The sequence below is a fragment of the Kitasatospora atroaurantiaca genome (genome assembly GCF_007828955.1).
Classification (GTDB): Bacteria; Actinomycetota; Actinomycetes; order Streptomycetales; family Streptomycetaceae; genus Kitasatospora; species Kitasatospora atroaurantiaca.
The window spans coordinates 367,634-392,338 of sequence record NZ_VIVR01000001.1 but is presented as its reverse complement, the minus strand read 5'-3'; the positions used below and the strand labels follow the sequence as shown (position 1 = coordinate 392,338).

The 24,705-nt window shown below is 70.7% G+C and carries 23 protein-coding genes; 11 read left to right on the top strand and 12 right to left on the bottom strand.

Translation table 11 applies throughout. From position 1 onward, the window contains the following. Window positions 1-77 precede the first annotated feature (77 nt). Entirely contained in the window at window positions 78-1,280 is a 1,203-nt protein-coding gene (locus FB465_RS01755) for an aminotransferase-like domain-containing protein (protein WP_145786956.1), read from the top strand. Between the two features lie 133 nt (window positions 1,281-1,413). On the opposite strand, the gene FB465_RS37380 is transcribed toward FB465_RS01755, so the two are convergent. The 9 genes from FB465_RS37380 to FB465_RS01715 form a co-directional block, all read right to left on the bottom strand. Further along, a complete protein-coding gene (locus tag FB465_RS37380; RefSeq protein WP_281292317.1) occupies window positions 1,414-1,548 on the bottom strand; it encodes a hypothetical protein in 135 nt (44 codons plus the stop codon). Further along, on the bottom strand, window positions 1,545-2,210 hold the full coding sequence (locus tag FB465_RS01750) for a hypothetical protein (RefSeq protein WP_145786954.1): 666 nt from the start codon (window positions 2,208-2,210) through the stop codon (window positions 1,545-1,547). Before FB465_RS01750 ends, FB465_RS37380 begins: the two co-directional genes overlap by 4 nt. 65 nt (window positions 2,211-2,275) lie before the next feature. Further along, window positions 2,276-2,482, bottom strand: a complete 207-nt coding sequence (locus tag FB465_RS01745; protein WP_145786952.1) for a hypothetical protein — start codon at window positions 2,480-2,482, stop codon at window positions 2,276-2,278. Window positions 2,483-2,978: 496 nt separating this feature from the next. After that, the gene (locus FB465_RS01740) at window positions 2,979-3,551 is read right to left on the bottom strand and encodes a YrhB domain-containing protein (RefSeq protein ID WP_145786599.1); all 573 of its coding nucleotides are present in this window, start codon (window positions 3,549-3,551) and stop codon (window positions 2,979-2,981) included. Between the two features lie 182 nt (window positions 3,552-3,733). After that, a complete protein-coding gene (locus FB465_RS01735) occupies window positions 3,734-4,912 on the bottom strand; it encodes a site-specific integrase (protein ID WP_145786598.1) in 1,179 nt (392 codons plus the stop codon). Window positions 4,913-5,324: 412 nt separating this feature from the next. Further along, complete coding sequence (locus FB465_RS01730) at window positions 5,325-5,654, bottom strand: helix-turn-helix domain-containing protein (RefSeq protein WP_145786597.1); 330 nt, start codon at window positions 5,652-5,654, stop codon at window positions 5,325-5,327. After that, window positions 5,651-6,730 carry a tyrosine-type recombinase/integrase gene (locus FB465_RS01725; RefSeq protein ID WP_145786596.1) on the bottom strand — a complete coding sequence of 360 codons (1,080 nt, stop codon included), beginning with the start codon at window positions 6,728-6,730 and terminating at the stop codon, window positions 5,651-5,653. The genes FB465_RS01730 and FB465_RS01725 overlap by 4 nt, the downstream gene beginning before the upstream one ends. 234 nt (window positions 6,731-6,964) lie before the next feature. Next, window positions 6,965-7,708: a dienelactone hydrolase family protein gene (locus tag FB465_RS01720; RefSeq protein WP_145786950.1), complete on the bottom strand. Its 744-nt coding sequence runs from the start codon at window positions 7,706-7,708 to the stop codon at window positions 6,965-6,967. Between the two features lie 216 nt (window positions 7,709-7,924). Beyond that, window positions 7,925-8,062 carry a hypothetical protein gene (locus FB465_RS01715; RefSeq protein ID WP_211785699.1) on the bottom strand — a complete coding sequence of 46 codons (138 nt, stop codon included), beginning with the start codon at window positions 8,060-8,062 and terminating at the stop codon, window positions 7,925-7,927. 515 nt (window positions 8,063-8,577) lie between these two features. Here FB465_RS01715 and FB465_RS01710 point away from each other — a divergent pair. Then, window positions 8,578-9,609: a TolB-like translocation protein gene (locus FB465_RS01710; protein ID WP_145786948.1), complete on the top strand. Its 1,032-nt coding sequence runs from the start codon at window positions 8,578-8,580 to the stop codon at window positions 9,607-9,609. A gap of 30 nt (window positions 9,610-9,639) precedes the next feature. On the opposite strand, the gene FB465_RS01705 is transcribed toward FB465_RS01710, so the two are convergent. Both FB465_RS01705 and FB465_RS01700 read right to left on the bottom strand, forming a co-directional pair. Then, window positions 9,640-10,245: a hypothetical protein gene (locus tag FB465_RS01705; RefSeq protein WP_246192446.1), complete on the bottom strand. Its 606-nt coding sequence runs from the start codon at window positions 10,243-10,245 to the stop codon at window positions 9,640-9,642. Between the two features lie 231 nt (window positions 10,246-10,476). Continuing rightward, window positions 10,477-11,532, bottom strand: a complete 1,056-nt coding sequence (locus FB465_RS01700; RefSeq protein ID WP_145786946.1) for an NAD-dependent epimerase/dehydratase family protein — start codon at window positions 11,530-11,532, stop codon at window positions 10,477-10,479. Window positions 11,533-11,645: 113 nt separating this feature from the next. Here FB465_RS01700 and FB465_RS01695 point away from each other — a divergent pair, with 113 nt between their 5' ends. The 3 genes from FB465_RS01695 to FB465_RS01685 are packed head-to-tail and all read left to right on the top strand — an operon-like array spanning window position 11,646 to window position 14,437. Continuing rightward, on the top strand, window positions 11,646-12,056 hold the full coding sequence (locus FB465_RS01695; protein ID WP_145786945.1) for a hypothetical protein: 411 nt from the start codon (window positions 11,646-11,648) through the stop codon (window positions 12,054-12,056). Between the two features lie 52 nt (window positions 12,057-12,108). Further along, window positions 12,109-13,605, top strand: a complete 1,497-nt coding sequence (locus FB465_RS01690; protein WP_145786943.1) for a bifunctional phosphatase PAP2/diacylglycerol kinase family protein — start codon at window positions 12,109-12,111, stop codon at window positions 13,603-13,605. Window positions 13,606-13,645: 40 nt separating this feature from the next. Continuing rightward, complete coding sequence (locus tag FB465_RS01685) at window positions 13,646-14,437, top strand: DNA-formamidopyrimidine glycosylase family protein (protein ID WP_145786941.1); 792 nt, start codon at window positions 13,646-13,648, stop codon at window positions 14,435-14,437. A 212-nt stretch (window positions 14,438-14,649) separates the two neighbouring features. Here FB465_RS01685 and FB465_RS01680 read toward each other — a convergent pair whose 3' ends face one another. Beyond that, the gene (locus tag FB465_RS01680) at window positions 14,650-16,260 is read right to left on the bottom strand and encodes a M48 family metallopeptidase (protein ID WP_145786939.1); all 1,611 of its coding nucleotides are present in this window, start codon (window positions 16,258-16,260) and stop codon (window positions 14,650-14,652) included. A 609-nt stretch (window positions 16,261-16,869) separates the two neighbouring features. Here FB465_RS01680 and FB465_RS01675 point away from each other — a divergent pair. From FB465_RS01675 to FB465_RS01650, 6 genes are all read left to right on the top strand, one after another. Next, complete coding sequence (locus tag FB465_RS01675; RefSeq protein ID WP_145797078.1) at window positions 16,870-17,859, top strand: LacI family DNA-binding transcriptional regulator; 990 nt, start codon at window positions 16,870-16,872, stop codon at window positions 17,857-17,859. 274 nt (window positions 17,860-18,133) lie between these two features. Beyond that, window positions 18,134-19,123 (top strand): ABC transporter substrate-binding protein, encoded by a 990-nt coding sequence (locus FB465_RS01670; RefSeq protein ID WP_145786937.1) that lies wholly within the window; start codon window positions 18,134-18,136, stop codon window positions 19,121-19,123. Between the two features lie 70 nt (window positions 19,124-19,193). Then, window positions 19,194-20,729: a sugar ABC transporter ATP-binding protein gene (locus FB465_RS01665; RefSeq protein WP_145786935.1), complete on the top strand. Its 1,536-nt coding sequence runs from the start codon at window positions 19,194-19,196 to the stop codon at window positions 20,727-20,729. Beyond that, on the top strand, window positions 20,726-21,766 hold the full coding sequence (locus tag FB465_RS01660; protein WP_145786933.1) for an ABC transporter permease: 1,041 nt from the start codon (window positions 20,726-20,728) through the stop codon (window positions 21,764-21,766). The genes FB465_RS01665 and FB465_RS01660 overlap by 4 nt, the downstream gene beginning before the upstream one ends. Further along, on the top strand, window positions 21,763-22,743 hold the full coding sequence (gene yjfF / locus FB465_RS01655; protein WP_211785698.1) for a galactofuranose ABC transporter, permease protein YjfF: 981 nt from the start codon (window positions 21,763-21,765) through the stop codon (window positions 22,741-22,743). Before FB465_RS01660 ends, yjfF begins: the two co-directional genes overlap by 4 nt. A gap of 270 nt (window positions 22,744-23,013) precedes the next feature. Next, window positions 23,014-24,705 carry a ribulokinase gene (locus FB465_RS01650; RefSeq protein ID WP_246192445.1) on the top strand — a complete coding sequence of 564 codons (1,692 nt, stop codon included), beginning with the start codon at window positions 23,014-23,016 and terminating at the stop codon, window positions 24,703-24,705.

Below are 24,705 nucleotides of genomic sequence, written 5' to 3'. Positions count from 1 at the left end.
GCACTCCGAAAGGACCCATGCCCGTGCCCCGTTCACCCAGGTCAACCGGACCGGCTACTCCCGTAGGGTGGGCCGATATGCTGACCACAGCTGACAGCGCCGCCGCCGCCGTCCCTGCTCTTGCCGCCCGCACCGCCGACGTGGGCGGGTCCCCCGTCCGGGAGATCCTGGCGCTGACCGCCCGCCCCGACGTCATCTCGTTCGCGGGCGGCCTGCCCGCCCCCGAGCTCTTCGACGCGGAGGGCATCCGCGCGGCCTACGACGCGGTGTTGCGCGAGTCGCCGCGGCAGGTGCTGCAGTACTCGACTACCGAGGGCGACCCGTTGCTGCGCGCGGCGGTCGCCACCCGGCTCACCACACGCGGCCTGCCGACCGACCCCGAGGACCTGCTGGTCACCGGTGGCTCGCAGCAGGGACTGTCGCTGCTGGCCTCGGCCCTGCTGGAACCCGGCGACACGATCCTGGTCGAGGACCCGACCTATCTCGCCGCGCTGCAGTGCTTCGGACTCGCAGGCGCTCGGATCATCCCGGTCCCCACCGACGCGGACGGCATCATGCCGGACGCGCTCGACGCGCTCGTCGCGGCGGAACGGCCCAAGCTTCTGTATCTGGTGCCCAATTTCCAGAACCCGACCGGCCGCACGCTGCCGCTCGCACGCCGCAGAGTGGTCGCGCAGGTCGCGGCGCGGCGCGGACTCTGGATCATCGAGGACGACCCGTACGGCGAGCTGCGCTTCAGCGGCGAGCCGGTCCAGTGGGTCGCAGGCTGCACCGGAGCCGAGGACCGCACGGTGCTACTGAGCAGCTTCTCCAAGGTCCTGGCCCCCGGGCTGCGGCTCGGCTGGCTGCGCGGCCCGGCCGCGCTCCGGCGCGCCTGCGTCATCGCCAAGCAGGCCGCCGACCTGCACACCTCGACGGTCGACCAAGCCGCCGCAGCCCGCTACCTCGCCGACTGCGACCTGGACACTCACCTCGCCACCGTCCGTGACGCCTACCGCGAGCGCCGCGACGCCATCCTCGCCGGACTCGCGAACGCGCTGCCCGCCGGCAGCAGCTGGAACCGTCCGGACGGCGGCATGTTCCTCTGGGTCCGCCTCCCCTCCGGCCACGACGCGACCGCCCTGCTCCCGCAAGCGGTCGCCCACAACGTGGCCTACGTCCCCGGCGCCCCCTTCTTCGCAAGCCGCCCAGACCCGGCGACGCTGCGCCTGTCGTTCACCACCCACACCCCCGCCGAGATCGCGGACGGCCTGAACCGCTTGGCCAAAGCCCTGAGCTGACCCCAGCCCCTGCAGCGAGCCGCAGGCAGGCACAGCCCCTCCCCGGTCGCAGAGCGCGACCAACTCGATGATGGGGGCGCTGTGCCTGTCGAGCTATCACCCAGCCCTGGTCGCGCCCTACTGGCGGACGCTTCTAAGACACGTACTGCTCGATGAGCCGGTCTGTCTCGGCGTCGAGGTGCCGGGGCCGGGTGGAGAACCCGGCCACCAGATCCTCCGGCACCATCTCGACGTAGGACGACGCGGGCGCAGGGGTCTGGCTGTTCATGGGCGCGGGGTCGTCTGGAAGTCCTGTCGCACCAGGGCTTTACCGTTCGGCAAGGGGTACTCGCAGCGACTCAGGGCTGCGAACCCTGCATCCGACATCGCTGAGGTCAGCGTCTCGGGGTCGATGTCCGATGACACCGAGGCGAGAGCGTCGAACGACGATGAGTAGTCCGTCGAGCTGACGAAGCCTGCCGTGTCGTTGCGCTGGATCACGCACGACAGCACGCCGATGGAGCGGGCGTTCGCGGCCGCGAAGGCGGCGAACTCTTCGGCGCCCACGTACTCGATGATGAGGTTGGCGATGAGGAGATCGACGCGCGCGATCCTCACGGAGCGGTCGATGCTCGTCTCGATCAGATGGAGGCGATCGCCGAGGGCGTCGCGATATCGGGTCTTGCAGGCGTTGAGGTAGTCGGGGTTGATGTCGTACCCGTACACGGCATCCGTGGTCTCAGGGTCGATGAGGTCCAGCCCGTTGCCTCCCGCGACTCCCAGCACCCCGATCGCACGGAACGGGTACGCCGCGAGCTGTTCCCCGGTGATATCGCGGAGCCGCTGAAGCTGCCCGACCCCTGGGTCGCCCATGTGCCGCTCGTACACGTCGAGGTGAATCCCACGCCAAGGATGCTCGGGCGCGCCCCGGCGGCGATCAGAGGCGGTCATCGTGCCGGACCGGACGGGTGTCGTCGTGGCTGCATCGGTTGGTCCCCCTCAATGGCTCCGCAGATTCAAACCGAGGTACCGGCGGGAAACGTCGTGCCGTCCCCATCGCTCCCGGCACGGTAGTTGCAGAACCTGGCCTGGTCTCGGAAGCTGTCGCCGAGGTTCATGCGAGCGGCCTGGTGCCGTTCGGCGTCAATGATCGTACTCGCCGACTCGGCGATGTCCGCGGCACGGTCGAGCGGGAGAAACAGCACGCCGTCGCCAGCGAGCACGAAGCCATTCCCAGTCTCGCGGTGGTCCCCAACTCGCGCAGAGGCGAGCGCGTCCGGTTCCTACGCGTCAAAGCGTTGCGAGCCTGCGGGGAGCGCTCCCCGGCTGAACATTGTCGCGCGAGGCACCGAAAGCCGCATGAGCTGATTGACCGCCACCATGGCCGCCAGCGCGAGTGCGAAGGCGGCGGCAGACCCGCGCGGGACCAGGGCTTGCTGCGGGGCGTTCCCGGCGATTGGCCTCGCACTGCCAGGGGATTGACAGACCTGTTCGGTGTGCCACGGTCGACGGTGTACGGGCACCTGAACCGTGAGAGGACCGTGCCCCGCCAGGCGAAGAAGACCACGGTCGCGACGTCCTGACCGCTAGTTTGCGGCTCGGGTCAGAGATAGGAGTCCGGGGCCAGGAGCCCCGTGGGTTCATGGAAACCGAAGGTCCTTCATGGTGAACCCGCGGGTCCACCACCCTGATTCTCGCGAGGGGACCCGCGAGTTCGTATCAAGACACGGGTCCACCCTTGTCGGTCGCCTCCAGAGCCTGGGTCAGGTCCGCGCCGCGGATGGTGTGGACGCTGAGGACGGGATCGAGGGGAGGGACGAGCGCCCTGGTGGCGATGTCCACCAGGTGCGGTGGTGCGGCGCCAGCCTGCAGAGCGGTGACGTACTCGATGACTTGCGCGTGCGTGAGCGTGTGGACCCGTTGCCGCAGCACGTGCATGGCGATGATTCGTCCGTGGGCCGCCGCTGCCCGGCGGATCTCCTCGTGCAGGTCATCCACTGCGGTGCGTGTGGGCATCTTCCGAATGCGGGTCCGGTAGTCCAGCTCCCACTCGCCGGTAACAGCGGTGACCGGTCCGATCTGGTGGAGACTCCCATCGAGGCGATCAACCAGGTAGGGGCCATTGCCGCCCAAGAGCTGACTCGGGTCGCCCGTGCGTAGGTACTCCGCGGTCTGGTAGTAGACGATCCAGACGAGTTCGTGCTCCTCAGCCTTGGTCACCACCAGTCGCCCCGAGAACCTTCGATCCAGATCTTCTTGGGCCGCCCGGATCGCGAACTCACGCTCGATCATGTCCGGCAGCATCTCGCACGGTGTGGGACATGAACAGGGGTTTTCTCCAGGTGGGCTCGCTGTGAACCCAGGGCGATGGATTCACGCGCCCACCTCGGGAGATGCTCTTCGACGGGCCCCAGGTGCTGGTCAAGCAGGCGTCTGCCGACCAGGTCCTCAGCGTTGATCATCCAGCGATGCTGTCACGGAGTTCCACGACTCGGCACTGTTTCCAGGAGGCGCCGGGCCGAGTCCGCGTAGCGGATGGCGGTCTTCTCGTCGATGCCGAAGACGAGGGAGAGGTGGAGCGGGTCGGGTCCGTGAGTGAGGGCCTCTTCGAGCTGGCGGTCGACGCGGAGCCGTTCCAGGGTGGCGGTGAGGTTGCGGGTGGCCCGGGTGGTCCAGAGCTTGCCCGCCGGCCCGAGTTCGACGGCTGTCTTCTGGGTGATCAGCAGGTGGGGGTTGGCAGTGTTCGGCCAGCGGTTGCGGCGGTGGTCGAGCCAGTCCAGGACAGCGCGGTGGGTGAGGTCGTCGAGTGGGCGGACGTGCCCGCCCACGGTGATGCGCCGGTTGCCGAGGTCGACGTCATCCAGTTGCATCGTGCGGATCGTCCTCGGTCGTGCCGCGTGGACGGCGGCCAGGGCCATGATGAGCCGGATGTCCGGGCTGGTGGCGGCGGCGATCGCCTCGTCGATGTCCGGCTGCCCGAGGGATTGGATGACGCCGCCGGCCTGCCGTGGGACGCGGATCCGCAGGGTGGGGTTGCGGAAGACCTGGCCGTTCTTCTTCGCGTGACGGAACAGTGACCGCAGTGCGACGAGCCGGCTCTCCCGCTGCTTGCCGCTGACGGCGTCCCGGGCCGCGATGACGTCCTCGCGCGTGACCTCCCGCAGATGGTCGTAGCGGCTGGACCACTCCAGCAGCACCGGCTGGACCTCGTTGAGGTAGGCCCATGCTGTCTGTCGCGCGCGAGGCTCGGACCGTTGCCCGCCGTCGAGCAGGGTGCGGGCCCAGGCTTCGACCTCGCTGCGGATGCCCTGGGCGACTGCGTCGAGCTTGCGTTCCAGCCACCGGTCGACTGCGGGAGCGCGATCGTCGGTGAACAGGCCCAGCTGGTCAAGGACTTCGGCGGTCCGACCTACCGGGAGCCCCCGGATTCGCAGGGCCGGGAAGAGCTCGGAGTACCGGATCGGCTCGGCCTCTGTATGACCGGACAGCACGATGACCAGAGCCCGGTCGACGTCACTGGTGATCCAGCGGCTCCACCCGCGCGCCTCGCTCAGCGCGCGAGCTGCCCGCCGACCTCGAACCAGCCATGGATTGGCCAGGTCAGCGTGCTGTTTCCGGTCGAACTTGCGGTAGTCCCGTGCGGCGGCGAACAACGGCGGTTGGATCCAGTCCGCCAGCGTGCCTGGCCAGGCAGGTGCTGGTGACCGCTTCGGAACGCGACGCCCTTGCTTGCCGACTGGCGGGCCGCCGCTTCGGGGCCGCTGCAGGTTCGCGAAGAACAGCTGCTGGCAGGTCACCTGACGTAGGTACGGCTCCAACACCGATGCCTTGCCGCTGGCCTTGATCGCCCAGGTCGCCTGAGCCCGGCAGAGGCGGCAGTAGCCGTGCTTGTCGTCAACGGGAACCTCGCGTCGGCAACCCGAGCACCGTCCGACGGCATGCTGTTGGCCGTAGGTGTAGCAACCTCGGCAGTACCGGCCGGGCAGTTGTCCCCAAGCGAAGCAGCCCGCGCAGGAGGCTGCCGGCTTGTCATCGCTGATCTTGCCCACCGCGGCGATGCCGGCGTCAGACCGGCGGGAGGGAACGGCCGTCGCGGCGCTTGGGCACCACTGTCGGGGCGGTGGTGCTGGCTCCGACCGCCGCTCGAGCCGTCTCCTGCTGCCCGGGGGATTGGACCTTCGCTGGTTCGGGGATCAGCAGGTCCCCGATTTCGCAGTCGAGAACGACGCAGATGACATCGAGGTCCTCCAGCTTCAGGGAGACCGGCTGCCCGGACCACAGCCCGGACATCTTCCCGGCCGAGATCACCAGGCCGTGCTCTGCCAGGCTCCGCTGGAGCTCAGATGCCTTCCAGACGCCCTTGTTCGCGGCGGTCAGCCGTAGGTTCCACTTCATCCCAGGAGTCCTTCCAGTCGCTTCGCGGCCCGCTGTTGCCCGGTGATCCAGGCGTCTTCGACCCGGGTCTGCTGGACGTGGATGTATCGCATCGTCGTGGCGATCCATGAATGTCCCAAAACCTCCTGAATTGCGATGAGGTCCAGGCCGCCCTGATAGAGCTCCGACGCGCAGAAGTGCCGCAGGACGTGGGGAGTCAACTTCTCTGTCCAGAGCGGCAGATGGGCCTCGACGGCCGCTGCCAGACCATCACGCAGGGCGTCATCGCCGACCCGGCGCGCGGAGCCGTCGGTGTTCTTGCGCTCGCTCGGGAACAGCGGGGCGCCGGGGCGGGTGTGGTCGTCGTCGAACTGGCCCCACACATCCTCGATGAACCACCGCAGCGTCCGGTCCGCGCCGTTGATCAGCGGCACCATTCGCTCACGTGGCCCCGAGCCACGAGCGCCCTTGCCGTGGCGGACATGGAGCTTGCCGAACCGGCCCAGGTTCCACTTGATGTCGTCCAGGTCGAGCTTGCACGCCTCGTTCACCCGCAACCCGACCTGCGACATCAGCTTCGCGGCGGTGTAGTTGCGGGCTGTCGGAGCAAACTTGCGGCAGGTCGCGAGCTCACCGCCCCAGCCCGTGAATAGCTGACCGACCTCCGGCTCGGTGGGCGGGATCCGCAGTTGAGCGTCCTTGGAGCCGCGCGGACGGTTCATCTCGTCGATCGGGCACTCGACCACGCGCCCGGTCATCTGATGGATCTCGACCTTGTGCCGAAGCTCCAGGAACATGAAGTACGTGGTCAGCGCCTGGGAGCGGGCCAGCCGGGTACCACTGGGCGAGCCCCGCAGGACCCGCCCGAAGTACGCGTCCGCGTCGGTCGGCTCCATGTCCCACAGCGGACGGCCGAACCACGTCCGCATCTGCTCCAGGTGCCCGACGTCGCCGCGAATCGTGCCGTCCGTCAGCCCGGCCGAGGCCCGGGCCAAGACGAACCCGGCCAGCACGTCGGTCTCGAACTGCTCAAGCTCCTCCGCCGAGACCGGATCCCGGTACTCGCGCAGGTCCCGCACCACCGCCAGCGCCGCCAACTCGCGCCTCCTCGCCTTCGACCGGACCGCAGATCGGTCGGATGAGTTGAGAACGCTTCAGGAATCCTGAGGTTACGTCACAGGCCGGCGGAGCACTCGAAGGAGGAAGAAGCCCCTGGCCACGGCCTCGGGCACTCAGCAGGCCTCAGGAGAACTCGCGGGATGTCGCACATGTGCGCTGAACGCGCTGATCGGGCGTGGAACCCGATCAGCGCGTCGCGGGCGACAGGTGTATCAGCTCAGGTGTCGGGTGAAGAACCGCAGTGAGCTGTCCAGTTCGAACATCGGGATCTCCCCGTGCTTGCCGGGGTTGGCGTGCAGCGTCTTCTCCGCCGACGCGAAGGCGTCGAACAGTGCCAGACTCGCCGCCCGCGGCACCCGCTCGTCGTCCCACTGCACCAGGAACTCCACCGGGACGGTGATCCGCGCGGCGGCCTCGGCCGAGGTCTCCGCCCCGTTCAGGCCCAGCACCGCCGCGCGGACGCGGGGCTCGGCGGCGACGAACGGAACGCCGAGCCCGCAGCCCAACGACATCCCCCAGTAGCCCACCGGGCCGGCGCCGACGTGGTCGAGTTCCTGGACCGCGTCCAAGACCGCCCGCCATTCCGGGACGCTCTGGTCGGCGATGAGGGTGTGGACTTCGGCGAGCACCGGAGCCACGTCCCCGCCGGTCTGCATGCGGTTCCGCATCTCGCCGATGAGCCGGTTGTGTTCCTCGGTTCGCGGCCGGTCGCCATGGGCGGGTGCGTCGACGGCCGCCACCGCGAAACCGCACTCGGCCGCGAAGCGGCGGGCACGCGCCTCGATGCCGGGGGCCTTCTTGTGCTGGCCGCCGCCGTGTCCCATCAGGATCAGGGGGCGGGTACCGGCGGTGCCGTCCGGCGTCCACAGCACGCCGGGGATCTCACCGAAGGTGAAGGGGAGGGTGAAGAGCTGTTCGGTGACGCCGTCGGACGACGTCCGGGAGGTGAACCGCATGTGCGTTTCAAGCCTTTCGGGATGCCTTCTGCGGGCACTCCCTAGCCCATACAAGGGAGGGAGCCCCGACCTGTTACAGCGTTGATCGGTCTCACCTCCTCGGTTCGCAGCAGCACCTGGCGACGCAGAAAGTACCACAACCAGCTCTCGCCAGGACGAACCTATTCTGATGCGGCACCAGTTCCTTCAACCTCAACCTCAACCTCAACCTCAAGCTCAGAGCGCCAGAAGTGCTAGTACGTCAGGCAGTCGGGCGATCAACCCGGTGGCGCCGGCAGCCTTGAGCTTGGCGGGGTCGGTGAGGGCGGTGTAGCCGTAGACGTCCATCCCGGCCGAGCGGGCAGCGGAAGACACGGGAGGATCTGCAGGAGATCGTCTCGCTCCTCGCCGCTGCCCAACTCGCTTTCGTGAACGCGGCCCGACGATCACTCCATCACTCACAGGACCCACTCGACTGGCAGCTCGGGGGACCGCCTGCGTGGCATGAGATCGAGCCGTGCGCTCCTGCGTCAGGTGCCGGCGGGCCTGCATAGGTTGTATGGAGTCGAACACGACTGAGGCCGCCCGACACGCCCCGATGGGGCTGGACTCGTTGTGTAGCGCGCCGAGTACTTCGTCTCCTCGACAATCCTCAGATGGAGCGTCAGTTTTCCTTCCAGGAAGGCAGATCCGCTCACCAGGGGCGGTTCGGCAGACGTGTTGCACGGCTGTGACGGTTGGCGTACAGATCCCGGATCTGGTGCTGCCAGTCTTCTCTCATCGCGCGTATCAGCAACCGGTCGAACAGGTGAACTCGGGCCGTCGGCAGGCGAGGGCGGCCGGCGCGATTCACGAAGCACGCATCTTCACCGTTCCGGGGGGAACCAGTCATGTCCGCTCGCACTCGCCGCACGACGGCAGCCGCCGTCGCCCTCACCGCCGCCATCACCACGGGCGGCGCCCTCCTGCTGACCGGATGCGGTCCGACGGACAGCACCGACACCGGCGCCGCCCCGGCGGGCAGTGCTCCCGCCTCGGCCAACCGCGCCTCCGCGACCCCCTCCGGGGCCACCCGCGCCTCGGCCTCTCCCACCGCCACCAAGCCGGCTGTGAACGGTACGGCGAACAGCAAGCTGACCATCAGCAACGGCACCAACCACGTGCTGATGAACGGTACCTCGGTGGACTTCGGCACCATCGTCAGGGACCTCGCCTGGTCCCCGAACGGCAGCAAGGCCGTGTTCATCAACGGTTCCGGCGACCTCGTCGTCTCCAACCCCGACGGCAGCGGCCGCGTTGTCGTGGCCAAGAACCCCGGCGGACAGACATGGTCGCACCCCACCTGGCAGGTGATGGCAGCGGACGAGAACGTCCCGACCACGAAGAACAACATCTTCTTCGCCGTCGCGCAGGGCGGCACCTCCCGCCTGGCAGGCGTGTCCGCCACGGACGTCAACGGCACGCCGCAGACGCTGAGGCTGGGGACCGAAGCCGGCGACAACGTGCCCGAGCTGCCGCAGACCGGCAACACCTGGCCGAACAGCCGCGGGTCCCACGGCACCGCCGTCTACGCCAACACCACCACCGGCGACGTCTACATCCGCGACGACTACCTGCGTCAGCAGGGCAGTGTGATCACTCAGGGATCCCAGCCCGCGCTGGCCCCGAACGCGCAGGAGATTGTCTTCGTCCGCTCCGTCGGCGGCCACGACCACATCTTCGAGGAGAACCTCCTCGAGGGCCGGACCGCCAAGGACCTCACCCCCAACGCCACCACCGACTACACCGAGCCCGCCTGGTCCCCCGACGGCACCACCCTCGCCGTCCGGACCCCCGACGGCATAGCCACCCTCCCGGCCGACGGCTCCGCCGCCCCGACCATGGTCTCCACCTACCCCGGCCTGCCCGCCTACCGCGGTTGACCCTGGACGACGGGACCGCCCGAGAGCCGCTCAGCCCGTCGGCCGCGGCGGCTCCCGGTCCAGCCGGGCGAGTTCGGCCCGCAGCTCCTCGAGGTGCGCGTCGGCGGTGTCGTGCGGCAGGAACTCGACCACATCGAGAAAGCGGAACAGGACCTGGGTCTCGGTGACCGCGTACTCGTAGTCGCCGAACCCCACCACCGCGCCCATCACGCCGCGGACGGCGCCCCGGACGACGTGCGCCGTCATGTCGTCCGGTTGGTCAGCGGACAGTCCGCGCCGCGCGTTCGGGCGGGCCAGATAGGGGCACACCATCGAGGCGTACAGCATGCACGCCCGGTGCCCCGGCCCCTCAAGGGTCGGCGCCAGATTGCGGTAGGGCCGCCCGGCGGCCAGCGCCTCGCCGATCGCAGCAGTCTCCGCGGCACCCACCACGCGCCACACCGAGCCCCGTGGCATCACCGTGTTGCAGACGGAGCACAGCCGCATCCGCGCGCAGTCGGCACTGCGCCCGTAATCGGTGAGGGCGAACTGCGGCTGGTCACCCTCCCACGGGGTGATGGCAGGGACGGGATAGCCGCGGGTGTCGCGGGGCCTGACCTCGACGGTCGGCGGCATCGGGACTGCGTCGAATCGCACGCTCCATGCCTACCAGGCTCCCGCCGGACACGCGCCACCGCCCCCAACCCGCCGGACTCACAGCTCAGCCACGACAAACGACCGTACTGCAGCCAGGAACTGAGTATCCGTCACCAGGATCTGCCGACAATTCGCCCACCGGCTGGCATGGTTGGACAGGCCCTGGGTCACACCTGATCGAGCGACCGCTCCGCCCGCGCGCGGAGCTCGTCGAGGTCGAAGCCAAACGGCTCAGGTCCGCAGCGGCGCGGCAGCGAACTCCGCCATACCGTCGGCGAATTCGACCCGCGGGCACCAGCCCAGCTCGGCCCGCAGCCGGGCCGAGTCGGCCGTGATGTGCCGGACATCACCCAGCCGGTACTCGCCCGTGACCACCGGTTCCGGTCCGCCGTACGCCGCCGCCAGGGCCGCGGCCATCTCACCCACGGTGTGCACATCCCCGCTGCCGACGTTGTACGCCCGCGCGCTCCCCGGCGGGCGGGCGGACACCGCGGCCAGCGCGGCCAGGTTGGCCGAGGCCACGTCGGAGACGTGGACGAAGTCGCGCCGCTGCCCGCCGTCCTCGAAGACCCTCGGCGACTCGCCGCGGGCCAGCGCCGAACGGAACAGGGACGCGACCCCCGCGTACGGAGTGTCGCGCGGCATCCCCGGCCCGTAGACGTTGTGGTAACGGAGCGTCAGTACCCGGCCGCCGCATGCTCTGGCCCAGGCGGCGGCCAGGTGCTCCTGGGCCAGCTTGGTCGCCGCGTACACGTTGCGCGGGTCGGCCGGCGCGTCCTCGGACACCAGCCCCGGAGCGAGCGGGGCGCCGCAGCGCGGGCAGGGCGGCTCGAAGCGCCCGGCGTCCAGGTCGGCGGGCCGCCGAGGCCCCGGCGAGACGTCCCCGTGCTCCGCGCACCGGTAGCGCCCCTCGCCGTAGACCACCATCGACCCGGCCAGCACCAGCTCCCGTACGTCCGAACGTGCCATCGCGGCCAGCAGCACCGCCGTACCGAGGTCGTTGCAGCCCACGTAGTCGGGCGCGTCGTCGAGGTCCAGGCCCAGCCCCACCATCGCCGCCTGGTGGCACACCGCGTCCACCCCGCGCAGCGCCCGCTCCACCACCTGCCGGTCCCGTACGTCACCCCGGTGGAACTCCACCCCGTCCGGCAGCACCGGTGCCCGACCGGCCGGGTGCACCGCAGGGAGCAGCGCGTCCAGCACCCGAACCCGGTGTCCGGCGGCGACCAGCCGGGCCGCCACGGCCGACCCGATGAACCCGGCACCGCCGGTGAGCAGAATCTCCATGCCCGCGACGCTAGCCCGCCCGGGCGGTAGAACGGCGACGTACCGACAGGCCGTCAGCGGTTCGTAAGAACGGCGGGGGAGACTGCCGCTGAAAGGACGAGGTGCAAGGCAGGATGCACGCAGGACTGCTCAGGCTCACCGGCGCGGCGACCGCCCTGTACGGCGTGACCGTCGCGCTGCGCCCGGCGCTGCTCGCCGGGCCGTCCGGGCTGGTGGACGAGACCGGCGCGGTCGCCCCGCACACGGAGGTCTGCCTGCGTCCGCTCGCCTGGCGCGACGCGGCTTCCGGGCTCGCCATGGTGCTGGCTCCCGAGGGGGACGCCCTGAGGCTCGCGGCTCTGGTGCGGATCGCGGCGGACCTCGGCGACGCCGTCCTGCTGGGCGCCACCCTGCCGCGCGAGCGCCGGGGCATGGCGGTGGCGGTCTCGGCCGGCTGGGGTGCGCTCTCCGTCGCCGGACTCCTGCTGCCGGTGTCCGTCGACCGATGGCGCGCTGCCCGGCGAAGAGCCGTTGCCCGGTCGTAAGGCGTTGCCCGGTGAAGAGGACCCGACCTCGAAAAGGACCTAACCTCCTGTCATGGGTGCGCTGAACGAGCTCGACCGTCAGCTGTTCGTCCGTTTCGCCGCGCGTCGCCTGCGCGGCGCGGACCCCTGGCTGCCCAGACTGACCCATGCCGCCGACCACGGCGTGCTGTGGCTGGCCTCCGCTGCCGTCCTCGGGGCGAGCGGCAGCCGTACGGCCCGCCGGGCAGCGCTGCGCGGGGTGGGCTCGCTCCTGATCGCCTCGGCCGTCGCCAACCTGCCGGCCAAGTACGCGGCCCGGCGGCCGCGGCCCCTCCTCGACCCGGTGCCGGTGGTCCGCCGACTGCTCAAGCAGCCGGTGACCAGCTCCTTCCCCTCCGGGCACTCCGCCTCGGCGGCCGCCTTCGCCACCGGCCTCGCCCTGGAATCGCCCCTGCTGGGCGCGGTCGCAGCCCCGGTGGCAGCCGGTGTGATGGCCTCCCGGGTCTACGTCGGCGTGCACTACCCGGGCGACGTGCTGGCCGGGGCGGCACTGGGCGCGGGAGCGGCCGCGCTCACGCTCCGTTGGTGGCCACGCAGGCCGAACCGTCCCGCCGCCACCGCCCCGCCCCACCTCGACGCGCCCGCGCTCCCGCGCGGCGCTGGGCTGTCCGTGGTGGTCAACATCAGCGCGGGCCCGGGCGTCCCGCCCAGGGGCGGACAGGGGCCGGATCCCGTGGTCGAGGAGCTCCGAGCGCTGCTCACCGAGGCGGAGATCCAGGTCTGCGGGCCCGGCGACGACCTGGCGGAGCTGATGGACCGGGCCGCGGCGCGTGCCGTCCGCGCCGGGGGAGCGCTCGGTGTCTGCGGCGGCGACGGCACCGTCAACCTCGCAGCGACGGTCGCGGCCCGCGAGCTCCTGCCACTGGCGGTCTTCCCGGGCGGCACGCTCAACCACTTCGCCGTAGACCTCGGCAGCCCCACCCTGCGGGCCACCGCCGAGGCGGTCGAGACGGGCAGTGCGGCCGCCGTGGACCTCGGCCGCCTCCGCGGTGACGGCCTGGACCGCATCTTCCTCAACACCTTCAGCATCGGCGTGTACCCGGACCTCGTCCGCGTCCGCGAGCGGCTGGAGAAGCGCCTCGGCAAGTGGCCGGCGCTGGGTGTCGCGCTGGTCCGGGTGCTGGCGGCGGCGGAGCCCGTCCCGGTGGCGGTGTCCGGCGTGCCGCGCAGGCTGTGGCTGCTGTTCGCGGGCAACGGCGCGTACGACCCTCCGGGCTTCGCGCCGAGTCACCGAAGCCGCCTGGACGACGGCCTGCTCGACATCCGGGTGGTCGACGGCAGCCGCCCGTTCGCCCGGACCAGACTGCTCGCAGCCTTCCTCTCCGGCACCCTCGGCAGATCGCGGGTGTACCGCGAGGCCAGGCTGCCCGCCCTCGACCTGACCGACCTGCGGGGAGTGGGGCACCTGGCCCTGGACGGCGAGGCGGTCCCTGCCCCGGACCGTCTGCTGCTCGGCAAGGCTTCCCGCCCTCTCACGGTCTACCGGCCGGCTCATCCGGCCGTCCCGTGAGCGGCCCTCCCCGTGACCGTGGACCCGGCATGATGGGGGAGTGCCCGAAGGTGACAGTGTCTTCCGCGTCTCCGCGCTCCTGCACGAGGCCCTCGCCGGCCAGGTACTGACCAGCGCGGACCTGCGCGTGCCCGCTCACGCCACCGCCGACCTGACCGGCCGGCGGGTCCTGGAGGTCGTCCCGCGCGGCAAGCACCTGCTGACCCGCTTCGACGGCGGCCTCACCCTCCACACCCACCTCCGGATGGACGGCCGCTGGGAGCTCTACCGCCCCGGCGAACGCTGGAGCGGCGGGCCCTCCCACCAGATCCGCGCGATCCTCGGGACCGGGGACCGTACGGCCGTCGGCTACCGCCTGCCCGTCGTCGAGCTGCTCCGCACCGCCGACGAGCCGAACGCCGTGGGCCACCTCGGTCCCGACCTGCTCGGCCCGGACTGGAGCATCGCCGAGGCGCTGCGACGGATCGGCGCGCAGCCTGAGCGCCCGCTCGCCGAGGCGCTCCTGGACCAGCGCAACCTCGCCGGGATCGGCAATGTCTACGCCAACGAGCTCTGCTTCATGGCCGGGCTCACCCCGTGGACACCGGTCGGCACCGTCACCACGCTCGAACGCCTGCTGGCCCGCGCCCATCAACTCCTCGACGCCAACAAGCTCCGCCACGGCCACGTCACCACGGGCAACACCCAGCCGGGCCGGCAGAACTGGGTGTACGGCCGCGCCCGCCGCGCCTGCCTCCGCTGCGGCACCCCCGTCCGCACGGCGCCGCACGACCGCGACCGCCCCGCCTTCTGGTGCCCGAACTGCCAGCGAGGCCCGGCGCCGCCCGGCTGACGGGTGGCGGAACCGACGAAATGAGGTGTTGCGGGGTGACGGAATGAGGACGGTCCGAGGAAGGTACCCCCATGTCACGGCCATGGTGTCTTGTGCCCGGGCGGCCGGCCCGTGCCGTCCAGCTGGCCCGGCCACCAGCTCCACTGGCCAGGTTCGCAAAACCTGAACCCCACCACCTGGGCGGTGTGGGGGATCGCAACTTCGAACGGCGGTTACGCGGGCACGCCGGGGGTGTCGGCGAGCAGGGCGCGTAGGGGCGCAGTGTCGGGCATGTCGGCGACGGCCGCGTCGAGGGCGTCGTCCATGTCCTTCTCCCATGCCTCGGGCAGGGCGAGTCCGGGCTGCCCCGACCAGGCGATGTCAGGGGTGGCGTGTCCGGCCCCGGCGAGGCGCAGATGGACCATGCCCGCGAGCCCGTCGAAGACCTTGGGCCGGATGAAGTTGCGGGCCGACGGCCCGATCAGCCGCGCCGCCCGAGGCGGTTTGGGCATGCGGTCGGCGACCGCCATCCACAGCAGGCCGCGGTCGAACGCGTTGAGTACCTCCTCGAGGCCGGGCAACTCGTCGTCCGGCACCCCCTTGGCCGTGGCATCCCGGCGTACGGGCGCAGGCCCGTCTGCGCCTTGCGCCGAGGAGCGCAGCGCCCTGGCCACGGCGACCCGTAGCGGCCGGGACCAGCCTTCGGCGTCGGCGACCGCGCGGGCCATGACGAGGTCGTCCCAACTCATGCGCCGCAGCCGCATCGCCTCCGGCGGCAGCGTGCGCGCCTCCAGCGCGGCGAACACCCGGTCCGGGTCGTGCAGCAGGGTGACCGCGGCCGGCTCATCGGAAGACCCGTCGGTCCGGCCGTCGGCGGGCAGCTTCTCGATCAGGGCGATCCGTTCGGCGGTCGGCGGGTGCGAGTCGTACCGGTGCGGCCGCGGCGGGCGCTGCCCGGCGGAGAGTACAGCGAGCCGCTCCGCCGTCCGGGCGGCGAGCAGCCGTCGGAAACCGCCGTGCACCTCGCCCACCGGCGGCAGTGCTCCCAGCGGCCCGCCCATCGCGGCGTATGTGTCCAGGTAGTGGGTGTGCACGGCGTCGAGCACCGGAAGGGTGCGCAGCGCAGCGACCGTCGCGTCGCGGCCCGCGTGCCGGGCGGCCACTTGGTCGGCGGCGAGCTCCTGGTGGCGGGCCATGGACTGCGAGGTCCGCAGGAACATCCGGGCGTAGCCGACGTACAGGGCGCCGATCGCGTAGTGCAACTGGGTGCTGCCCCCGCGGAACACCTCCACCGTGTGCAGTACTGCCTCCCGGCCGCGCATCGTGACACCGCCGAGCCGGGTGTCGAGGTTGCCGTAGTGCCCGAACTCGTGGGCGAGGACGGCGCGCAGCCGCGGGACGGTCAGCCCGGCGAGCAGCGGCAGGCCCAGGAGCATACGGCGCCGTCCGGGCAACAGCCCCAGCAGGCGGCTCTGTTCGGCGACCCCCGCGTTGACCTCGGCGACCAGGTAGAGCTCGTCCGGCGGCCGCTCCCCCGTCACCTCGGCAGCGGCGCGCACCTCTTCCCACAGCTCGGGCTGGTCCTGCGGCGTGACCGCCACCGCGTGCGGCACCGGGCCCAGACGCCCGGCCCGCAAAGAGGCGAACATACCCCGCAGAATCGCCACCGCCAGCAAGACGGTGACGGTCAGGACCGTGCCCTCGAACCAGGCCGCCCGCTCGGTGAGCAGCCGTGTCACCAGCAGCCAGTCGAGCACCGCCATGGCCGCTAGCAGAACCACGCCCATCAGATAGAAGCCGGCCAGCAGCACGAGCGCGCGGACAGCGCGCAGCCGAAACGTCATCGGAAGATCCCTCCACAGGGCATGGCCAGCCCGAACGGGGCAACGACGCTCGCGGATCCTATCCCCAGCTCTCCGAGCAGGTCCGCCGCCCCCCATTGAGCACGGCAGACGCCGCGCCCGCGGAACCCAGCCACGTGGACTCGGTGGAACTCCCCCTGGCTCATTGCGGGATCTGCACATGATCAGAGCCGTAAGTGACCAGGTCAGCGAATTCCGTCGGTTGCCCGAATCCCGACCTGCGCTGCTGGGCCTGTGCGCTCTCGGCGATGATCGCGCGCTCCCCGTCCTGGAACGCCTCGCGGTGCACGACCCGGCCTGTACCGCCCTGGCCGCCCTAGGTGCTGCTCACCGGGGCCCGGCGTCGGCCGGGCAGGCCCTGGCCCCGAGCTCTTCGTGATCAGCTGCAGGGCGCCGAAGCCTTGTCATGTGATCGCGAACAAATACACTCTCGTGAGCACTCGTGAGACAGTCGTAGTGCCTGTCCAGCTCTGCGTCACCAGCCGTGGTACCGACCCAGGGCCGGACCGCCGTGCCGTGGCACCGATGAGACCGATGAGGGGGCCGTGAGTGGGAACTGCAAGCACCGAGCCGGAACCGCGCCAGCCTGTGATGGCGGACGTGGCGCGGGTGGCCGGCGTGTCCCACCAGACGGTGTCGCGAGTACTGAACGGTGCGCCGCACGTCCGGCCCGACACCCGTGAACGGGTGCTCGCCGCCATCCGTGAGCTGGACTACCGTCCCAACTCGGCGGCCCGGGCGCTGGTCACCCGGCGCTCGCAGACCCTCGGTGTGGTCAGCTTCGGCAGTGCGCTCTACGGCCCCGCCTCGATGCTGGACGGTATCGAGCAGGCGGCCCGCAGCGCGGGGTACTTCGTCAGCGTGGCGAGCCTGCGCTCGCTCGACAGCCGTTCCGTCCAGGAGGCGGTGGACCGGCTGCGTGACCAGGGCGTCGAAGGCATCGTCGTCATCGCGCCGCAGATCTCGGCGGTGAGCGCGGTGGCGAAGCTGTCCAGCGCGGTGCCGGTGGTGGCGGTCGGGTCGGGCAGCCAGTCCCGGGTGCCGGTGGTCGCGGTCGACAACGAGGCCGGTGCGCTGGCCGCCACCCGTCACCTGCTCGACCTCGGGCACGAAACCGTGCACCATGTGGCCGGGCCGGCGGGCTGGCTGGAGACCAAGACCCGGCAGGACGGCTGGCGCAAGGCGCTGGAGGCGGTCGGCGCCGAGGTCCCGCAGGTCCAGAGCGGTGACTGGAGCGCCCGCTCCGGGTACGAGGCGGGGCTGAGGATCGCGGAGGACCGTGAGGTCACCGCCGTGTTCTGCGCCAATGACCACATGGCCCTGGGACTGCTGCGTGCGCTCCACGAGGCGGGCCGGTCGATCCCGGGCGACATCAGCGTGGTCGGTTTCGACGACATCCCCGAGTCCGCGTACTTCGCGCCGCCCCTGACCACCGTGCGCCAGGACTTCGGCGAGCTGGGCCGTCGTGCCCTGGAGCTGCTGGTCGAGGAGCTGGCCGGCGTCGGCCATGCGCGCAGCCATGTGCTGGTCTCGCCGGAGATGGTGCTGCGCCGGAGTGCGGGTCCGGCCGCTCGCCGGTAGTCGACTCGGGCCACTGCAACCGGCCACCGGTAGCCAACTCGGCGCACTCCCAACGGATTCACTCGGCCGGGCCCCACCAGGTCAAGATTGGGTAACGGGACACCCGACCTCTTGTCCGTCGAATTGTTAGCGTTAACAATCTCACAAGAGCGAAACGGCAGTGCCACCTCCCGTTCACACGAACGACGCGGACCAGGTGCTGCCCGAACCACGCCGGACCGGGCTGCGCATCGCCCCGCGGGAACGGCGCCCCCCACCCGAGAGGAACCCCAAGATGTCCAAGAGAGCTGCGGCGGCCCTGGTCGCAAGCGCGATGGTCGCCGTTCTGTCCGCCTGCGGGTCCGGCGGCTCCGGCGGGAGCTCGGCCGACGGTACGGGCTCCGGTCACAAGCTCACCGTGGGCTTCTCGCAGGTCGGTGCGGAGAGCGGCTGGCGCACCGCCAACACCAAGTCCGTGCAGGACGCGGCGAAGAAGGCCGGCATCACCCTGAAGTTCTCCGACGCCCAGCAGAAGCAGGAGAACCAGATCAAGGCGATCCGCTCGTTCATCCAGCAGAAGGTGGACGTCATCGCCTTCTCGCCGGTGGTCGAGTCGGGTTGGGACACCGTACTCAAGGAGGCCAAGGACGCCAAGATCCCGGTCGTCCTGACGGACCGTGCGGTGGACTCCAAGGACGAGTCGCTCTACGCCAGCTTCCTCGGCTCCGACTTCGTGGAGGAGGGCAAGCGGGCCGGCGACTGGCTGGTGAAGCAGTACCAGGGCAAGACCGACGCGGTGAACATCGTGGAGCTCCAGGGCACCACCGGCTCCGCCCCGGCCAACGACCGCAAGGCGGGCTTCACCGACGTCATCAAGGCCGACTCCAAGTTCAAGATCGTGGCCTCCCAGACCGGTGACTTCACCCGGGCCAAGGGCAAGGAGGTCATGCAGGCCTTCCTGAAGTCCCAGCCGAAGATCGACGTGCTCTACGCGCACAACGACGACATGGCCCTCGGCGCGATCCAGGCCATCGAGGAGGCCGGCAAGAAGCCCGGTACCGACATCAAGATCATCTCGGTCGACGGCGTCAAGGACGCCTTCACCGCGATGAGCCAGGGCAAGATCAACGTCGACGTCGAGTGCAACCCGCTCCTCGGCGACCAGCTGATGGACCTGATCAAGAAGGTCAAGGCCGGCGAGCAGGTGCCGCGCCGGATCAAGACCGAGGAGGGCGTCTTCACCCAGGACCAGGCCGCGGCCGCCCTGCCGAACCGCCAGTACTGACCGGCCCGGAGACCGGGGGCGCGGGTCAGTGACCAGCGCCCCCGGTCCCCGACCACGAGAGGAGGGGCGGATGCCGGCGCAACGCGCACAGCAACCGGTCCTGGAAGTACACGGGATCCGCAAGGAGTTCCCGGGCGTGCTGGCGCTGGACGGGGTCGACTTCCGGCTCTTCCCCGGCGAGGTGCACGCGCTGATGGGTGAGAACGGCGCAGGCAAGTCCACCCTGATCAAGGTCCTCACCGGCGTCTACGAGTCGGACGGCGGCGAGGTCGTCCTGGACGGCCGGACCGTCCACATCTCCGGCCCGCTGCAGGCGCAGCTGGCCGGGATCAGCACGGTCTACCAGGAGGTGAACCTCTGCCCGAACCTGTCGGTCGCGGAGAACATCTTCATCGGCCGCGAGCCGCGCCGGTTCGGCCTCATCCACTGGTCCGAACTTCGCCGCCGCGCCGCCGAGTTGGTCGCTGATCTCGACCTGGACATCGACGTCACGGCCCCGCTGAACAGCTACTCGATAGCCGTCCAGCAGCTGGTCGCGATCGTCCGGGCGGTGGACGTCTCGGCCAAGGTGCTGATCCTGGACGAGCCGACCTCCAGCCTGGACCGCGACGAGGTGCGCCAACTGTTCGCCGTGATGCGGCGGTTGCGCGACCAGGGCGTGGCGATCCTGTTCGTCTCGCACTTCCTGGACCAGATCTACGAGATCTGCGACCGGATGACCATCCTGCGCAACGGGCGCCTGGAGGGCGAGTACCTGACCAGTGAGCTCCGGCAGGTCGACCTGGTCGCCCGTATGATCGGCGGCGAACTGGCGAGCCTGGAGGAGCTGTCCGGCAGCACCCGCCGCGAGCCCGCCGCACCGGCCGGCACCACGCCGTTCCTGCGCGCCGACGGCCTCGCCCGCAAGGGCGCGATCGAGCCGTACGACCTGACCATCCGCCCCGGTGAAGTCGTAGGCCTGGCAGGTCTGTTGGGATCCGGTCGGACGGAGGCGGCCCGACTGCTCTTCGGCGCCGACCACAGCACCCAGGGCTCGGTACGGATCGAGGGCGCGGACGCCACCCTGCGCACACCGCGCGCCGCGATCTCGTACGGCATCGCCTTCTGCTCGGAGAACCGCAAGACCGAGGGTCTGGTCGGCGAGTTGACGGTGCGGGAGAACATCATCCTCGCCCTGCAGGCGGCCCGGGGCTGGACGCGTCCGCTCTCCCGTACCAAGCAGGACGAGATCGCACTGCGCTGGATCCGGGCCCTGGACATCCGCCCGGACAACCCCGAGGCGCTGGTGCGCAATCTCAGCGGCGGCAACCAGCAGAAGGTGCTGCTGGCCCGCTGGCTGATCACCGACCCCAAGCTGCTGATCCTGGACGAGCCGACCCGCGGGATCGACATCGGTGCCAAGGCAGAAATCCAGAAGCTGGTGGCCAAGTTGGCCGGTGACGGCATGTCCGTGCTGTTCATCTCGGCCGAGCTGGAGGAGGTGCTGCGGCTCAGCCACCGGGTGGGTGTGCTGCGGGACCGCCGGCTGGTGGCCAAGCTGCCGAACGACGGCTCGCTCACCCCCGAGCGCATCATGACGACGATCGCAAGCGGAGCCCAGTCATGACCAAGCACCGCCTCTTCTGGCCCGCCGTCGTCCTCGTGGCGCTGCTGCTGGCCAACCTGGCGTTCACCCCGGACTTCTTCGCGATCCGGATCAAGGACGGGCACCTGTACGGGAGCCTGGTCGACATCCTGCACTTCGGCGCGCCGCTGATCCTGGTCGCCCTGGGCATGACCCTGGTGATCGCGACCGGCGGCATCGACCTCTCGGTCGGCTCCACCGTCGCCATCGCCGGCGCCCTGGCCTGCCTGCACATCAGCGAGGCGGCCGACCCGGCCGGCGTGGGCACGGTGCTCGGCGCGGTCGCGATCGCGCTGGTGGTGGCCCTGGTGCTGGGGGTGGCCAACGGCGTGCTGGTGGCCAGGGTCGGTGTCCAACCGATCATCGCCACCCTGATCCTGATGGTGGCCGGACGCGGCGTCGCCCAGCTGGTGACGGACGGTCAGATCATCACCGTCACCAGCGATCCGTACAAGCTGATCGGCGGCGGCTACTGGCTGACCATGCCGTTCGCGATCCTGCTCGCGGGAGCGGTCGTCCTGCTGACCTCGCTGCTGACCCGGCGCACGGCCCTCGGGCTGCTGCTGGAGTCGGTCGGCGGGAACCCGGTGGCAAGCCGGCTGGTCGGCATCCGGGCGATGGGCCTGATCGGCCTGGTGTACGTCTTCAGCGCGCTGTGCGCGGCCGTCGCCGGGCTGATGATCAGCTCCAACGTCTCCAGCGCGGACGGCAACAACGCCGGGCTCTGGATCGAGCTGGACGCCATCCTGGCCGTGGTGGTCGGCGGCACCTCGCTGACCGGCGGGCGGTTCTCGCTCGGCGGTACGGTGATCGGCGCGCTGATCATCCAGACCCTGTCCACCACCGTCTACACCATCGGCATCCCGCCGGAGACCACGCTGGTCTTCAAGGCCTTCGTGGTGATCGCGGTCTGCCTGATCCAGTCACCCGCCTTCCGCGCCAAGGCCGCCCGCCGGCGGTCGTCGGCCAAGCACACCGCGCGGCCGCAGCCGCTGAAGCCCGAGGAGGTGGGGGCATGACCTCGAACGCCCTGGCCCGTGGCCGTGGCCGCGAGTACATTCCGCTGCTGGTCACGTCCGTCCTGCTGGTCTCGATGTTCAGCGCCGGCTCGGTCCAGTACGACGGCTTCTTCTCCGGGCAGGTGCTGCTCAACCTGCTGATCGACAACGCCTTCCTGCTGGTGGTCGCGGTCGGGATGACCTTCGTGGTGCTGACCGGCGGGATCGACCTGTCGGTCGGCGCGATGGTGGCGCTCTCGACGATGATCTCCGCCTGGCTGGTGGAGCAGCACGGCTGGCCGCCGCTGCTGGTGATCCCGCTGGTGCTGGTGGTCGGGACGGGCGCCGGGTTCGTGATGGGGTGGGTGATCCACACCTTCGAGATCCAGCCGTTCATCGTCACGCTCGCCGGGATGTTCCTGGCCCGCGGCCTCTGCTACACCATCAGCATCGACTCGATCTCGATCACCGACCCCACCTACACCGCCTTCGCGCAGACCCGGATCCCGCTGCCGGGCGACCTGTTCGTCTCGCCGAGCGTCCTGATAGCCGTCGGCGTGCTGGCGATCGCCTTCGTGGTGCTGCACTACACCCGCCTCGGCCGGAACGTGTACGCGCTGGGCGGCAGTGAGCAGTCCGCGCTGCTGATGGGCCTCCCGGTCGCCCGGACGAAGATCGCGGTCTACGCGATCAGCGGGTTCTGCTCGGCGCTCGGGGGAGTGCTGCTGACCTTCTACATGCTCTCCGGCTACGGGCTGCACGCCGTGGGCCTGGAGCTGGACGCGATCGCCGCGGTGGTGATCGGCGGGACGCTGCTGACGGGCGGCTCCGGCTACCTGCTCGGCACCGCGCTCGGGGTGCTGGTGCTGGGCCTGATCCAGACGGTCATCAGCTTCCAGGGCACGCTCAGTTCGTGGTGGACCAGGATCGTGATCGGCGGCCTGCTGTTCGTGTTCATCCTGCTCCAGCGCCTGATCGTCGGCCGCCGCAAGGCCTGACCGCCCTGCGGCCGGCCTGCGGCTGGTCTTGACAGGCAAATTGTTAGCGCTAACAATCACTGTGCGCGCTTGTCCGAGCCGCTCCCGCAGCGGCCACCCACTCCGCCGGCCGGACCGACTCCCCCGCTTCCGTCCGACCGGCCGGCGGCACCCGTTCCGCCCCTCTTGAGGGAGAGGCGGCGGAACGGCGGCCGGCCGCCGGACCTCCGCAGGGACGCGGTGGCCCGGCGGCCGGCATCAGCGCACCAGCTCCGTACGAAGGATGTGAAAGTGACCGTGACTCCTCCCACCCAGGACGCGGAGAGCTACGTCGTCGGTGTCGACTTCGGCACGCTCTCCGGCCGGGCCGTGGTGGTCCGCGTACGCGACGGCGAGGAGGTCGGCTCCGCCGTCCACGAGTACCCGCACGGCGTCATCGAGCGCGAACTCCCCACCACCGGCCAGATCCTGCCGCCCGACTGGGCCCTGCAGCACCCCGAGGACTGGCGCGAGGTACTGCGCACCGCCGTCCCCGCCGCCGTCGCCGCCAGCGGCGTCGACCCGGCCGCCGTGATCGGCATCGCCACCGACTTCACCGCCTGCACCGTCCTCCCCGTACGGGCCGACGGCACCCCGCTCGCCGAGACCGCGCTCGGCGACCGTCCGCACGCCTGGCCCAAGCTCTGGAAGCACCACGCCGCCCAGGGCCAGGCCGACCGGATCAACCACCTCGCCCACCTGCGCGCCGAGAAGTGGATCTCCCGCTACGGCGGCAAGATCTCCGCCGAGTGGCAGTACGCCAAGGCACTCCAGCTGCTCGAGGAGGACCCGGACACCTACGCCGCCACCGAGCGCTGGATCGAGGCCGCCGACTGGATCGTCTGGCAGCTCACCGGCGTCGAGACCCGCAACACCTGCACCGCCGGCTACAAGGGCATCCACCAGGACGGCCACTACCCCAGCGAGGACTACCTCGCCGCCCTGCACCCCGACTTCGCCGACTTCGCCCGCACCCGGCTCGAGCACCCGCTCTCGCCCCTCGGCTCCCGGGCCGGCTCGCTCACCGCCCAGGCCGCCGCCTGGACCGGCCTGCCCGAGGGCATCGCCGTCGCCACCGGCAACGTCGACGCCCACGTCGCCGCCCCCGCCGCCCAGGCCGTCGAGAACGGCCAACTCCTCGCCATCATGGGCACCTCCACCTGCCACGTCGTCAACGGCGCCACCCTCGCCGACGTCCCCGGCATCTGCGGAGTCGTCGACGGCGGAATCGTCGAAGGCGCCTTCGGTTACGAGGCCGGCCAGAGCGCCGTCGGCGACATCTTCGCCTGGTGGCTGCGCCAGGGCGTCCCCGCCGACTACCTGGCCGAGGCTGAGGCGGGCGGCGAGGACCTGCACCAGCTGCTCACCCGCAAGATCGCCGACCAGCCCGTCGGCGGTCACGGCTTGGTCGCCCTCGACTGGATGAACGGCAACCGCTCCACCCTGGTCGACCACCACCTCTCCGGCGTCATCATCGGCCTCACCCTGGCCACCCGCCCCGAGGAGATCTACCGCGCCCTGCTGGAGGCCACCGCCTTCGGCACCCGCACCATCGTCGACGCCCTGGAGCAGGGCGGCGTCCCCGTCACCGAGTTCATCGTCACCGGCGGGCTGAAGAAGAACGCCCTGCTGATGCAGATCTACGCCGACGTGCTGCGCCGGCCCGTCTCGCTCGCCGAATCCGCCCAGGGCCCGGCGCTCGGCTCCGCCATCCACGCCGCGGTCGCCGCCGGCGCCCACCCCGACGTCCGGGCGGCCGCCGCGGCCATGGGCCGGGTGCAGCGCGGTGCGTACCAGCCGGACACCGCCCGCGCCGACGCCTACGACGCCCTCTACGCCGAGTACCGCCTCCTGCACGAACACTTCGGCACGGGCCCCGACAAGCAGCTGCACCGCCTGCGCCGACAGCGCAACGCCGCCCTCTCCCGGAACAGCGAGGTCTGA

What these genes read in the sequence shown, in the direction of transcription:
- FB465_RS01755 (WP_145786956.1), top strand. Translation starts at nt 78, where the DNA reads ATGCTGACCACAGCTGACAGCGCCGCCGCCGCCGTCCCTGCTCTTGCC.
- FB465_RS37380 (WP_281292317.1), bottom strand. Translation starts at nt 1,548, where the DNA reads ATGAACAGCCAGACCCCTGCGCCCGCGTCGTCCTACGTCGAGATGGTG.
- FB465_RS01750 (WP_145786954.1), bottom strand. Translation starts at nt 2,210, where the DNA reads ATGACCGCCTCTGATCGCCGCCGGGGCGCGCCCGAGCATCCTTGGCGT.
- FB465_RS01740 (WP_145786599.1), bottom strand. Translation starts at nt 3,551, where the DNA reads ATGATCGAGCGTGAGTTCGCGATCCGGGCGGCCCAAGAAGATCTGGAT.
- FB465_RS01730 (WP_145786597.1), bottom strand. Translation starts at nt 5,654, where the DNA reads ATGAAGTGGAACCTACGGCTGACCGCCGCGAACAAGGGCGTCTGGAAG.
- FB465_RS01720 (WP_145786950.1), bottom strand. Translation starts at nt 7,708, where the DNA reads ATGCGGTTCACCTCCCGGACGTCGTCCGACGGCGTCACCGAACAGCTC.
- FB465_RS01710 (WP_145786948.1), top strand. Translation starts at nt 8,578, where the DNA reads ATGTCCGCTCGCACTCGCCGCACGACGGCAGCCGCCGTCGCCCTCACC.
- FB465_RS01700 (WP_145786946.1), bottom strand. Translation starts at nt 11,532, where the DNA reads ATGGAGATTCTGCTCACCGGCGGTGCCGGGTTCATCGGGTCGGCCGTG.
- FB465_RS01695 (WP_145786945.1), top strand. Translation starts at nt 11,646, where the DNA reads ATGCACGCAGGACTGCTCAGGCTCACCGGCGCGGCGACCGCCCTGTAC.
- FB465_RS01690 (WP_145786943.1), top strand. Translation starts at nt 12,109, where the DNA reads ATGGGTGCGCTGAACGAGCTCGACCGTCAGCTGTTCGTCCGTTTCGCC.
- FB465_RS01680 (WP_145786939.1), bottom strand. Translation starts at nt 16,260, where the DNA reads ATGACGTTTCGGCTGCGCGCTGTCCGCGCGCTCGTGCTGCTGGCCGGC.
- FB465_RS01675 (WP_145797078.1), top strand. Translation starts at nt 16,870, where the DNA reads ATGGCGGACGTGGCGCGGGTGGCCGGCGTGTCCCACCAGACGGTGTCG.
- FB465_RS01670 (WP_145786937.1), top strand. Translation starts at nt 18,134, where the DNA reads ATGTCCAAGAGAGCTGCGGCGGCCCTGGTCGCAAGCGCGATGGTCGCC.
- FB465_RS01665 (WP_145786935.1), top strand. Translation starts at nt 19,194, where the DNA reads ATGCCGGCGCAACGCGCACAGCAACCGGTCCTGGAAGTACACGGGATC.
- FB465_RS01660 (WP_145786933.1), top strand. Translation starts at nt 20,726, where the DNA reads ATGACCAAGCACCGCCTCTTCTGGCCCGCCGTCGTCCTCGTGGCGCTG.
- yjfF (WP_211785698.1), top strand. Translation starts at nt 21,763, where the DNA reads ATGACCTCGAACGCCCTGGCCCGTGGCCGTGGCCGCGAGTACATTCCG.